This is a genomic window from Verrucomicrobiota bacterium (assembly GCA_016200005.1).
Lineage (GTDB): Bacteria > Verrucomicrobiota > Verrucomicrobiia > Limisphaerales > PALSA-1396 > PALSA-1396.
Map to the genome: position 1 here is coordinate 23527 of JACQFP010000055.1, position 13498 is coordinate 37024.

General features: G+C 59.4%; 8 protein-coding genes. All 8 read right to left on the reverse strand.

Annotated features, from left to right (window positions below; all coding sequences use genetic code 11):
- Positions 1 to 102: 102 nt before the first annotated feature.
- Positions 103 to 2109, reverse strand: a complete 2007-nt coding sequence (locus tag HY298_19725) for a S8 family serine peptidase (protein ID MBI3852493.1) — start codon at positions 2107 to 2109, stop codon at positions 103 to 105.
- Between the two features lie 172 nt (positions 2110 to 2281).
- On the reverse strand, positions 2282 to 5953 hold the full coding sequence (locus tag HY298_19730) for a PD40 domain-containing protein (protein MBI3852494.1): 3672 nt from the start codon (positions 5951 to 5953) through the stop codon (positions 2282 to 2284).
- A 17-nt stretch (positions 5954 to 5970) separates the two neighbouring features.
- Complete coding sequence (locus HY298_19735) at positions 5971 to 6150, reverse strand: hypothetical protein (protein ID MBI3852495.1); 180 nt, start codon at positions 6148 to 6150, stop codon at positions 5971 to 5973.
- A gap of 7 nt (positions 6151 to 6157) precedes the next feature.
- On the reverse strand, positions 6158 to 6814 hold the full coding sequence (locus tag HY298_19740; protein ID MBI3852496.1) for a sigma-70 family RNA polymerase sigma factor: 657 nt from the start codon (positions 6812 to 6814) through the stop codon (positions 6158 to 6160).
- A gap of 81 nt (positions 6815 to 6895) precedes the next feature.
- Complete coding sequence (locus HY298_19745) at positions 6896 to 7729, reverse strand: sugar phosphate isomerase/epimerase (protein MBI3852497.1); 834 nt, start codon at positions 7727 to 7729, stop codon at positions 6896 to 6898.
- Positions 7730 to 7764: 35 nt separating this feature from the next.
- Positions 7765 to 8751, reverse strand: a complete 987-nt coding sequence (locus HY298_19750) for a PmoA family protein (protein MBI3852498.1) — start codon at positions 8749 to 8751, stop codon at positions 7765 to 7767.
- Positions 8752 to 8871: 120 nt separating this feature from the next.
- Positions 8872 to 12429, reverse strand: a complete 3558-nt coding sequence (locus HY298_19755) for a hypothetical protein (GenBank protein MBI3852499.1) — start codon at positions 12427 to 12429, stop codon at positions 8872 to 8874.
- 31 nt (positions 12430 to 12460) lie between these two features.
- Complete coding sequence (locus tag HY298_19760; protein MBI3852500.1) at positions 12461 to 13135, reverse strand: hypothetical protein; 675 nt, start codon at positions 13133 to 13135, stop codon at positions 12461 to 12463.
- Positions 13136 to 13498 lie beyond the last annotated feature (363 nt).

Below are 13498 nucleotides of genomic sequence, written 5' to 3' on the forward strand. Positions count from 1 at the left end.
TTTGATTTGCCCGAGGTTATTCATCGTGGTTGGCATAGTTGTCGCGCCAGCGGCAGCCCAAGCGCCTTCACGGCAGGGCCGGCCGCCGCCCGACTGCTTTCGTCATTTCGTTGTGACGCTGGCTTGGTTTGAGTAAGCCGAACTGCCCGCAACGTTGAAGGCCCGGACGCGATAGCTGTAGCTGGTCCGCCGCGCTGCGGAGGCATCCGTGAACGTCTTCGTGTTGGCCGCCACGGTGGTGAGCAGTTGCCACGTGGTGCTGGTCTTGCGCTCGATCTGGAAACTGTCTTCATTGTTGGAGTTGTCTTTCCAGGCAAGACGGACTCCGTATCCAGCGCTCAAAGCCGTGGCCGTGAGGCTGGACGGCGCGTTTGGCAGAGATACAGCCGGTGTGGTCACCGATGGAGCATCAGCGTAACCAGAGCTGCCGCCGGGGTTGTAAGCGCGCACGCGATAGAAGTAGGTGTTCCCGGGTTGCACGGTGCGGTCGGAATAGTTCACGTCGCCGGCGCCGACGGTGTCGGCCAGATAAAAGGTCACGCCATCGGTCGAGCGCTCGAGGGCAAAACCGAGTTCGTTGTTGGATTGATCGGCCCAGCTCAAGTCCACGCGAGTGCCGGAAGCCGGTGTCGCCTGCAAGTTCGCCGGCGCCGCGGGTGCGGGAAGTCCGTTGGCTGGCACCGCCATGAGCGTGCCGACGTCGAGCGATCCGCCCGTTACGGTGATGCCTTCGAGCGAGGCGAGCGGGCGGACCCCGGCGGTCAGGAGATCATTTCGGGTTTGCACCGGCGTCGAACCGGGATGGGTCGAGGCGTAAAGCGCGACCGCGCCGGTCACGTGCGGTGTCGCCATGGAGGTGCCGTTCAGGGAGCCATAGCTGTTGGTCAGAACGGTCGAAAAGACCTCCCCGCCGGGCGCCCCCAGGTCCACGTTGGTCGCGCCGTAATTGGAGCTGGTCCGCTTGTTGCCGTCTCTATTGATCCCTGCTACCGAGATTACCGCGTCGTATCCGGCGGACGCCGTCGTGTTGAGAGCCGCCGGGTAAACAGGCGACACATCAATGTTGTTGGTGCTATTCGCGGCGGCGGCGACCGAGAGAATGCCCGCCTGCGCGGCACGCGTGAAGGCATCGAGCAAGGCCTGGCTGAAGGCAGTACCGGCCCAGGAATGATTCAGCGCCACGATGTTCAGCCCTTTCCGGGTTTTGAGTGTGGTCATGTAATCAATGGCTTGAATGGCGTCGGAGTAATATCCTGTTCCTGCCTTTAAGAACTTGCCGGAGATCATGGTCACATTCCAGTTCACGCCGGCCACTCCAATGCCGTTTCCGCCGACGGCGCCAATCGTTCCAGCCACGTGGGTGCCGTGAATATCGGCAGTGTCGTCAACGAACGACACGTTCCCATTGTCATCGGCCGCATTCCAGCCATGCACATCGTCCACATAACCATCGCCGTCATCGTCAATGCCGTTCCCGGGGATCTCACCCGGATTGGTCCAGATATTCGCCGCAAGGTCCGGATGGTCAGTTTGGATTCCTTGGTCGATGATGCCCACGAAGACGTCCGGCGAGCCGACGAACCCGACCGCCCAGGCTTTTTCGGCCTGCGTGCCGAACGGGTTGTAGGTGGGTGCCGGTCCGATGGACAACGGAGAATCATCGCTGAACATCCCCCACAAGGAGCCATCAAGATAAAGCGGATCGTTCGATTCGAACTCTTGAGTCGCCACCCAGTCCGGCTCGGCAAACTCCACCCCGGGCAACCGGTTCAGCAGGCGGACCGCTTCCGGCACCGACAAGACCGTCGCTGTGCGCGTGATGCCAATCCGGCCATGAGCTTTCATGGCCGGGGTTTGAATGTGCTTGATCAGACCCAACCGGCCTTGCTGGAAGGCGCCCGCCAGTTGTTGATCGGTGACATCGGCCTTGAACTGGACCAGGACTTCGCCGGCCCGATAGCGTGGGCCGCCGGGCGAGATTTCCACCGGGGGAAGCGCCTGGCCCTGGCAGAGCGTGGCTACGAAGAGGTTGATGGATGCCAGCCAGACCCCGGCACGGGGTGCGGCGGCGGTGAGCGCGGTCTTGGTGAGCGAGTTTCTTTGCTTCATAGATTCAAATGGTTTTGGCTGAGTTCAATTATTGATTTCATTGGTGCTGGTTTCGGGCACGGAGATGTAATCGCACGCGGCGCGAAAATCTTTCACGGAAAATGGGGGGGCGTAACGCCGACATTCGTGTCGGCGCGGTTCAAGGTTGGACTCGCCGGTTGGAAAACCGGCGTTACTCGAACAACTGCGGCGCGCGGGCGCGGAGGGAGCGGCAGAGTTCGGCCAGTTCGTCGGGTTTCAGCGGGAGCAACACGCCGCTGGCGTTGAGCCGACGACCTGACGTCAACTTCGCGTAGTCGGCAAGCACGTCCGGGGCAAGACGCGATTCCTTGAGATCCCAGGCCCGGAGCTTGTTCGGCAGGCTGAGCGTGATGAGCCGGTTGTTCGCCACGAGATGCGCAAGGCGAACGTCACCGTTGTGCTTCAGCAGCGGCGTCACGGCTTCCCCGGTGGTGGAGTCCCAGACACGCACGACATTTTCACCGCTGCGCGCCACGATGAACCGACCGTCCAAGCTCCACATCACCGTTCCAAGTGGCTTATCCCCGATGCGCAGCGGCGGCAGCGAGAGTTCGCCCGTGGACGCTTCCCATACCCTGACTTCCGGCGTGACTCCGGCCATGGCAATACGTTTGCCATCCGGACTCCAATCCACCCAGGTCAAGGCGCCGTCATGCCTGACGGGCGGACTTAGTGGCGCTCCCGTTTTTGTGCTCCAAACCCGTCCCCACTGTTCCGCGGTCACCGTGGCGAAACGCTCGCCGGCAGGATCGAATGCGAACGCGGTAACGGTGCCCGGTCCAATGGGCGTGGGAGTGATACTGCCGGTCACCAGGTCAAAAAGCGCAAAGCCAATGTCGCGGTGAACAATGAAGATGGTCCTTCCATCCGGGAACAAATCACCACTTTCGTCAATCGTCTCGGGTGCCGTCACTGAATGCTCCAATGCGCCGTCGTCAGTCCGCCAGGATCGAATCTGTCGGTCGCCACTAACGGTAATCAAACTCGCGCTGCCGGTAGCAAAACGCATATTCCGGATTTTCTGCGGATGCAAATGCCATGGGAATCTGCCCGCGCCATTCTCGTCGTACCACATTTCCACGATCGCGCTACGGGGAGCAAAACCAGTATTCTGGATTTCCTTCGCATGCGGGAGCATCTGACGTCGGAGCTTCCCTCCCTCGTCGCGCCAAAGCTCCACGACAGACGATTCCAGTTTATTAGTCGGGGCGTAAGCTATCGCCCACTGGTGGTTGTCGGCTGAGAAAGTCCATTGATGCGGCGCGCAGTTGGTAGGTTTGGTGCCGGGCAGGTTCACTTCCGCCAGGCGCTCCACGTCCACCAACCGCACCGTTTCGTCGTCCAAGGGGATTAGGAACCGCCGCCGATCAGGGCTGAAGCCCTTCAGGAGTCTTTGCGGAGAACCTCTGCGAATGCCGGGAATGTTGGCATTGAAGCGATGGACGGCGTCCTCCCGGCGGAGGTTCAACTTCCACAGCACGCACGCGCCTTCGTCGGTGATGGTCGCCAACTGCGATCCGTCCGGGCTGAGTGCGATATCCAGAATCTGCCGGCCATGCCGGAATGGAGGCGCAAGCATCTCACCCGTCTCGAGACTCCAGAGGCCATCGATTCTGTCCCGGCCGCCGAACATGACGCGGCGGCTGTCCTGAGTTGCGGCCCAGGTGCCGTGCGGCTTGTCGAGCCGTATCGCCGGCAAAAGCTCGGCTTGGGTATCCAAGTCAAACACCCGCATTTGCCCGCCGAACGAGGAGAACAGACGCCGGCTCGGCACCTGATCAATCCAAAATGCTCCGCTGGCGCCTGACGCTTCGATCGGTTTGCCGACACTGGTTAAGGTCTCAGTGCTCCAAATGCGGATAAAATCGTTGGTCACGCCATCACGGACGATTTCCTCTCGGATGGCGAGCCGCTGTCCATCCGGGCTGAGGGCAGGAAAGTGCTGCTCCAGTTGAAACGGAAGCGGAGCACCAACTGGTTCACCAGAAGGCAGACGCCACAACCGGATTGTCCCATCCTCGCTGGTCGAAGCCAGCAAGTTGCCGTCGGTGCTGGTGGAGAACGCAAGAATGTTGTTGGTATGGCCTTTCAGGGCCGCGACCTGACTTCCGTCACGAACATCAAGCACCCGGATGACGTAATCCGATTCAGCCGTCACCAACCAACGACCATCTCCAATGAGCGCTGCGAGGGCGAGATTGGTGGCGACTTTTGTGAAAAGCCGTTGCCCCGTGGCTACATCAATGACCGCCGCACTGGTGGTGCGAATTCGTTCGGAAGGACTGACGCCTCCACCGTACAAAGTGTCCACGCACAAGCGCCGACCATCGGACGTGAAACTCATCTGAGGGATTCCATCGCTCTCCAGACGCAAAGGCTTCCAAAGTGGCTCACCCGTTTGGACATCCCACAGGTGGACCCAACCCCATTCTGTGCCAATGGCCAATCGCTTTCCATCCGGGCTGAACGCCATGGATCTGACGGGATGCTCGTGAACCAGGACTTGTGCCGGGCGCGGCATCTGATTCAGCGTTTGCTGGATGCGGATGCGGTGGATGGTTTCCTCGGCGGAATTATTTGTGACCAGCGGCAGCGCATCGGCAAACCAGAGTAGCGCGCCCGCAGGATCGCCATCGTCGAGCAGGCGCACGCCGTTGGCCACGTCCAGCCGGACGATGCGCTGACGGTTTTCCTCGGCCAATCGCGCGTTCTCGGCCGCGAGGCGGCGGGCTTCACGAGTTTGTTTTTGCTGCCAAAGCCAAGCACTCGCTGCGAGCACGGCCAGGGCGGTCACAAGGGCGCCGGCCCGCGCCAGCGTGCGCACGCGGCGTTCGACGGTCCGCATCCGGCTGACCGATTTGCCGCTCTGGAGCAAGGCGAGATCGGCGTGGAGTTCGGCGGCGGTTTGGTAACGTTGCTTGAGATCGGCGTGGCAGGCGCGGACGATTATTTCGTTCAACTCCGCGAGTTGGGCGCGCTCGGCGGCGGGTTGCGCGATGAGGTTCGTCGGCAGTTCGGGATATTCCTGGCGGTCGCGGCCGGTGGCCATTTCGTAGAGCACTTTTCCAAGACTGAAGATGTCGGCCTGAGCGGTGCCCGGTCCTTCGGGCGGCAGATAACCTTCCGTGCCCACGAGCGACAGCGTGGCCTCGGCCTGCGCCACGAGGCCGATGTCGGCGAGCTTTGGAATGCCGTTCACGAAGACAATGTTTGACGGCTTGATGTCACGGTGAACGAGTCCGTGGCGATGCAAGTGGTCGAGCGCAGTGGCAGGGGCGAGGCCGATTTGCAGGCATTCGTCGAACGGAAGGCAGCCGCGTTGCAGGAGATCGGAACGCAAGGTGCGGGGGGAGTAGGAACTGGAGTATTGGAGTGTTGGAGTAGTGGAATCTTGAGCCGACGCTCGTTGCCCATCACTCCGACACTCCATTACCCCATCACTCCGTTCCGCCGCGTCTGCCAGTTCCATGACGTAGTAGAAATGGCCGGCGGCATCGTTACGACCAACGTGCAGCACGTTGAGCTGGCTGGGGTGCGTTCGGGAAATCGGCTCGAAGCGGCGAATGCCTTCGAACTCGCGTTCGTATGGACGGTCGTGATCAAACGCGGCGCGGTGGACAATCTTCACCGCCCGCCAGGTGCCGAGGGCGTTGCGAGCGAGCCACACCTCCCCGTAACTGCCGCGTCCAATCCTCCGGATCAGTTCATGGTCAGGAATGACCGGCGGCGCGAGAGGCGTGTCGGCAATCGCCTCCGACGCCGGCGACATTGTGCTGCCGAGGTCGTTCAGCATTTTGTCGCGTGCGTTGGGGTCGGCGTTCATCGGTCGAGGAGAGTATCTCAACTATGCCGGCGGGCGGGCAGCGTGGCAAACGCGGCATCGCGCTTCAACTCGCGCATCGCCTCGCGGACCAGCGCACGGCGGAAGGCGTAAGCATTGCGGCGCGGGGTAATCCGGTAACGGCGGATCGGCTGGCGCGGCCGGAGCCAGGTGAGGAAGTAATGGAAACGGGCGGTCATGATGCTTTCACGCTTCCGCCTCCATAAGTTTCCGCAGTTTCTCGGTTTCCTGCTTGATCAGCGCGGTAACGCGGTGTTTGGCGAGGTAAACTTGGGCGATGTTGGCATGGAGCGTTTTCGCGACTTCGCCGACGGGCCATTCCTTCAGCACGTAGAGATCGAACATTTGAAACTGTTTGGCGCCGACGCGCTGTTTCACCCGTTCAATCGCGGCGTCGGCGAGGTTTTTCGCCCATTCTTCGTCCCACACTTCGTCCACGACGCTGGCTTCAGGCGCGGGAATTTTTTCCACGAGAGGCGTAAGTTCGGTGTCCTCGCCGTCGGAAGCAGGCTCGGCGAAAGGCAGGCGACGACGACGCAGGTGATCGGCGACGCGCCGTTGCACGATCAACTTGAGCCACGCCTTGAACGAACTGCCTTCCGCCGCCTTGAAGCGTCCCTCGCGCAAGCCCTTGGCCACGGCCACCACGGTTTCCTGCACCATGTCCCGCGCGTCATCGTCCGAGAGGCCGGCCTTGAGGGCGACGCTGTAAAGGAATTTCCAGTAGGTGTCGAAGAAATCGCGCCAGCTTTCCTGATCGTCCCAGCGCTTGAGACGGCTCAGGAGGCTCAGCCGCGTGGGGATGAATTCATCCCCGGCGGAATTGCTGTGGGCAGATTGCACCACGGATAGAATCGCACGAAGGCGTGATTTCTTTCACGAAAAATTTTGGAAAGTGATAATGCCCATCGCAACTCCAGCCATCTAACGCCCCCGCCTCAAGCTTTTCAGGTGATCAATCGAACGCCCGGCCTGTTCCACGGTCCCGCATTCCACCGACAGCACGATGTCGCGTTTGGCACGACGGCAAATCTCAATCACCGCGGCCCAGTCAATCACACCATCACCGCAGGCGCAACCGACCGGCGTGCCGGTGACCTTGCCGCGCCCGGTTGAAGATTGCGCATCCGAGATGTCCTTGGCGTGCAAGTGCACGAGCCGATCCACGACGCGCTCCAGCCATTCCAGCGGATCGTGGCCGCAGAGGTGAGCGTTGCCGGTATCGAAGTTGATGCCGATGGCCGGGCTTTTCACCAACGAGTAAATGCGATCCAGACCGTCGGGCTGTTTGCTGTATTGCTGATGCGGTTCAAGGCCGATGAGAATGCCGCGCGGCTCGGCGACTTTGGCGGCTTCCATCAATGTGTAGCGCATGAGCATGAAGTCCTCGGCCTCGGTGGTCCACAGCGGCTTCGGACCTTCGTCGGTGTTCACCACCGGCGCGCCGCACTCGGCGGCGAAGCGGATGGCCTGCTTGAGATACTCGACGCTGATTTCCGGTTTGCAAAGCGGCGTGTGGGTCGAAAGGCCGGAGAGTTTCACGCCGAATTTTTCACAGGCGCGTTTGATGCGCAAAGGGTCGTCGAGCATCGACACGCTGTGGAAATAGCCGGCTTCGCTCAGCAGTTCGCGCCCCCAATGCACCATTGGCTCGACGTGCGTATAGCCGAGTTGCGCGGCCTTCTCCACGCCCCACTCAAACGGCTTGTCGTTGTGGCGGACGAATTCAAGGTTGATGCCGAAATAGATTTTGCCCATGGGTCACCTCCGGGTTGATTGGTTTACAGCGGCACTCATTTGTTCGCCGCGGCGCTTGATTTTTCCCAAAGCTGGTGGCGGCGTTGCAGAAATTCGGCGGACTTGAAGGCCGGATAAACCGTCACGAGATAATCCACGCTGAACTTCTCACCGGCGGAATACTCCAGCGGCGCCTTGTCCAGACCCTGCGTCACGGAAAGGTAGGTGAATGGATCAAGCATGGAGAAAAATTTCGTATCCCCGCGCACTGACCCGGGCTGGGCGAACAACGCGACCATGATTTCGTGCCCGTCCAGCTTATGCGAAACGGTGCTCCACTTTGCGGCGATGACGTCGCGGTTGTTCGTTCGAGTGTACGGAACGTTGTCTGAGTTTTGGTGCCGGGCGACATGATCGAACGCCTGTGGCAGGCGCAGACCGAGGCCGTTGTATTCGCTGCCGTGCAATTTCACCTTGGGTGCGCCGTGCCCAACTTCAAACTCACCGCGCCACTCCAACGCCACTTCCTGGTTTGCTTTGTCCACCGTGATTGTGAGCGTGCGTTTCTCCACCAGCAACGCGACCGGCGCCGTGTCGGGCACCACCTTGTCGGCGTCGCGCACCCAATGAATCAACTGCGTGAAGCTCGCCTGCGGCAGTCCAGCAGTGCTCTTGCCGGTGGACTGCGACAGCAGTTCGATCGACCGCTCATGTCCCGCCTCACCGACCTCCTCCCAAAAATTCACGCCATTGACGCGGATGGCATACATCAGTCCGTGATGATGCAGATGGTCGGCGGGTGCATCACGGAGGACATTGTCGCCGGCGAGCGTGTAAAGTTCCTTAACGTAAGGTTTGAACTGGTTCGACGCGAACGCATAGGTGAGCAGTTTTTGACCGTCGAAACTCCACTCCAGCCGGCCTTCCTCTGGTTTCACAACGGCGGTGATCTCCGCCGCGCTCACTTGCAAGGTAATGGCCAAAAGAATGACAGTTGAAAATACTGGAGCCGCGAGGAGTCGCCACCGAAAGTTGCTTTTCATAATGCGAACCTTAACTGCGTGCCAGCAAGAATCCTTGATTCAGGTCAACTGCGACAGAGGTTGAAACCGAACACAGCGAAAGCCACTCGACAAGAAGACTTGATCCGCACCGGGCGATGATCAACGCGCAACGGTGAGTTGTCTGGCGTTTTCGATCTTGAGACGCACGGTGACATACTGGTTGGGTTTGTAAGGCACCTTCACCGCGTTCCCGGCGGCGGCTCGCCCCGTGGGATAGGGCGCCCCGGACTGTGGTAGCGTTCCAGAACGTTTATCCCACGGGGCGAGCTTGCGCTGGTTGACTTCCACACCATTGCAGAGAATTGCTTCGCTGATCCGCAGGGTCGGAAACTTGATATCAGCCTCACCGGCGCGACCGGCAATTTCACGGAAGCGCAGGATGTAGCCATCCTCCTCATCAGCAGCTTTGAAAACGACGATCTGCAAGTTGGATGCGTCGAGGGAGAGAAACGATCCCGAAGCGGCTGGGAAAGGACGGCTCGTGTCGCCAACTTTTGCGGAGAAGGAGGAGACAAACGGATAAGCGAGCACCGGGCTGCGCGTGTCGGCGTCGAATCGGGCGAGCGTTTCGCGGTTGAGTCCGTCGCCGCTGGTTATCGAGTAGCGGAAGCGGAGCGTGCCGCCCTGCTGGGCGCGGTAATTGGTGAACCAATAATTGTGCATGACATAGGAATAGACGTGGCCGTTCTTGATCGCCAGGTGCGTTGGCCAATTGCCACGGTTGATGTCCGTCAGGCAAACCAGCGGCGCGTCGGGCGTGGCCCAAGCGATGTCGAAGGCAGCGTCGCGCAAGTGAACCAGATTCTGCGGCGTGAACCATTCGCGACAAGCGCCGGGCAATTGGTCTTCGTTCGGCCGGCACCAGCCGTTCTGGATTTGATACTCGAAAGCCGGTTGCTTGGCGGCGAACGGAAATGCGAAATAACAGGCTTCCTTGGCGCGCGTGGGAAGTTTCTCAATGGTGTTCGCAATGTCCACGCGTTTGATGGCGTCATAGATCAAATACTCGCTGCGGATGCTCGGCGCGTTGCTGCACGAGGTGACGACCACGATGCGCTGGCCAAGCGGAGTCTTGATGTTCTCGACGATCCGCGCGGCGGCGGGCGGATGCACAACAAGGTTCGCCGGCGGAGTGCCAAAAGTGTGGTTGAGGATGAGCGAACCTTCGCCACCAGTGACATAGACGTATTGATTCAATTTGTACGGCGCACTCGTGTCCACCAACTCGCGCTGCGCGGCCTTGTCGTAGAGGCTTTTGACGCCGCCGGTCTGCAAATCCACGGTCAGACGATAGAACCGACTTTCAATGGTATCGCCGTCAATTGTTTCATTCTTCTTTAGGTCAGAGGGATTTAGTCCGCGGATCGCGTAGCCTTTGTAGCCCATGGCGGGAACGTTCTCCGCGAGGAAGCGTACGCGCTTCCAGCCGTCCTTTTGGGAAATCACGTCAAGCGGCACCGGCTTGTTGCCCGCCAGCTCAACCAAATGCTGGCCGGAGTTGAGTTCCACTTCCAACGGTTCGGTGCGCGTGTAATTCTGCCAGTTGAACGCGAGCACGGTGTCGCCTTCCACGGCGATGGTCTGGCAGAGGCGGTTGAATCCGCGCGCGAGCAGGTTGCGGGCGTCGAGGTTGGCGCGCGTCGCGTAGTTCTCCTTGATTTCCCATTGGCGCGTGACGAACTCGCGATCGGGCTGGCTGACGCTGTTGTGCGCGCCCCACGTGTGTTCGTCGTAGAACATCACGTTCTTCCAGGCCGCGTTGAAGTCCTCCGACGGATAACGATTACGCGGTTCGAAAATCGTCGCGAAACTCGCAGTCGTTTCCGCGGCGGGGAGAATCTGCTGCGAACGGCGGTTCAATGTCGTTTGCGCCGCACTCGACGCCACACCGTCTTCCCAATACGCGCCGCAGTCGCCACGATAGACCGGCAACCGGTTGCCGAAATGTTTTTCGATGTAGCCGAAGTATTCCGCGTCCGAGGTGACCTCGAGTTTTGGAAACGCAAATTCTTTATTCCATTGTTCGATGAGTTCCGCCTCGCCCGTGCGCGGAATGGCCGCGTTATCCACGTAAGCGCCGTAGATCATCACGGCATCCGGCGCGTATTCGGGACGCAGGAACTGCGTCAGGAACTGCGGCACACTGGTCTTGAGATACTCGGAATTCGCCGCGCTGCTGGTGAAATCCGGTCCGGTGAGTCGCTTCCATTGCGTGTAACTTCGCGCATACCACATGAAAATCCGTTCGCCGTTCATGCCTTCCCACCAGAACGGCGAGTTTTCGTTCAGATCACTGAAGTGCAGGATCGGCGCGCGCGTCTGGTTGCTGCCGTTGGAAAAGGCTTTGATGCCGACATCGGAGAGCAACGACGGCAGAAACCAACTGTGCGACGGCGCGTCGGTGAGACAGGCGAAATCGAAGTTGCTGCCGCGCTCGCGATGCAGGCGCTGGGTGAAATACATTGAGCGATAAAGCTCCTCGCCCGAGCAGACGCCGGTCATGAGGTTTAGGTAGAAGGCGTTGATCGTGGCGCGGTTTCGCTTCGCGTAGCTGAAGAAACGTTCGCGCAGCACCGGCGGCCGGCAATCGAGGTAATTGTCCACCAGCCACGCGGTCTCGAAGTTGAATTTGTAGAACGGGAACTTCGCCATGATGTCGAGCGCGCTGTCCGTGTTCCGGTTGTCGAGTTCGTTGACATGCGGTTGAAGGTCGGTGTAACCGACGTCGTTGTGGACTTTCGGACAGATGAACACCTTCCATTGTTTGGCCGGCTTGAACTCCTGCGATGCACTGAGCTGTGCGCCGTCGAGATCCACTTTGACCGTTGCTGTGCTTCCAGGAATCGAAGCCGGGATTTCCAATGGCTCAATCCACAAACCAAAGTCGAAATCGCCGCTGCTGAAGCTCGCGGTGAACTTCTGCTTCCCGATTTGCACGTCGGCAGTTCCATGGGCGAAACGTTTCGCGAAGGGAACTTCCAACTGGCAGACTTCCACCAACCCGCCTTTGCCTTTTTTGAAAAAAATGGTTGGTTCGAGTCTCAAACCCTTTGATGCCACCATGCCATCGGCAACTCGTTCCAGCGCGAGGGCGTCGTAATCTATTCCTCCGAGCCCAATCGGTGTCACCGTGATCTTGTTGTCCTTTGGTTTCAGCCAGGAGCCATCGAGCGGAACAACAAGATGCTGTCGCGCCAGCAGCATCGCGTTGGCTTCTTCGCCGTCGTTGCTTTTCTTGGTTGCCGGACGAACGGGAAAGATTCCGTGCCGGCCGTTGACCATGACTTTGATCTGGCGCGGCGCCCCGGAGCGATAGATCAAATCCAATACGAGTTGATAATGACCTGTCGTCGGCTCCTTGAGATCAAAAGCGACCGTGTAAAGTTTCTCGGTGACCTTGCCATCGAAACCGGTCGAGCCGTTTTGGTGACCGGCGAATTCGCGGCTCAGAACGGATTGACCGACGGTGAACGTAAGTTGCTCGCGCGCGCCGGGCGCGAATTCAATCGACGAACCGTTCGCTTCACCGATTGACCAGATGGCTTCGTTGGCTGCAACGGAGATGGAGTGGAGTTGAGCAAGCGCGGCCAGCGTCGCCACGACAAAGAGTGCGCGTTGTTTTGGACATGGTCGCGTAGGGCAAAGATTTTGGTTCATAAAAGTTCCGTTGGGTTTGGGTTAGGTAAATTCACTTGTGCGCCCGGTGTAAAAACCACCGCGAGGGAATGAACAGGAAGCTCACGGCAATCGCAGCGAGCAAAGCGCCCGCGACCAACCAGGACGACGTTGCCGAAAGTGCGAGGGTGTGCTGTTGCGGAGGCAAACCGAGACTGTTCGCGGCGGTGGCAGGCGCGAACGTAACGGAGGTTGTTTGCTGATCAAGGTTCGCGAACTGTCGGCGATCGGACGATGAGTAAGTAACCTGGGTGAGATGCGAGCCGCTGGTGATTGAAACGAGGTTGCACTCCACCGTGAGCGGCGACCGTCTGGCATCCACGCGATAGTGAGCGCGCAGCATGAGATGGTGGCTGTCGATATCGGCGGTGACGCCCGACGTTTCCGCCGCGACGAGCCGGCCTTTCACCCGAAGCTTCAGACAATCCACGATCTTGCCGGCGACCTTTTCCTCCATAGAGGTTAATTCTGTCGGCTCCAGAAAACCATTTCGGTTGCGGTCCAATTCGGAGAAGAAGTTCAGTTCAAACGGATTGAGCATCAGCTCGACGTGCACATATTCTTTGTCTGGCACGACCGTCAGAAAGCTGATCGGCAAGGTGTGACCCAGGGCCGAGACTGCGAAATAAACCAACCCACTGACCACGAATGCGAGCAAGCTCTTCAAGACGGAGTTGGGTCTTTCCATAAGTGAGAGCAATCGAACCTGCGCCGGTGGCTTCACGCCTTGATTCAGGTCAAGACCAGCCGGGATGCCGTTTTGTCCGAGGTTGGCGGTGTTTCGCGGGCCAGCAAGTTACACACAATATCTGACAAAATCTGGTGAGCCTTCTCCCCGCTCAAGGCGCAGTTTCACGATGACACAAAAGCTTTGCTGAACTGAAAACTTACCCACTACCCAGATATTATGACGGCGCGTTTTTGAATCAATGACCTCAGCCGCGGTTTAATTACACTACAAAGGGGCGGTCATGGTTATGTTGTTTTTTGTTATTGGTCTGGCGGTTTTCTGTTTTTTATTTTCGGCTCGGCGCCGGCGGCGCTGAGCCAG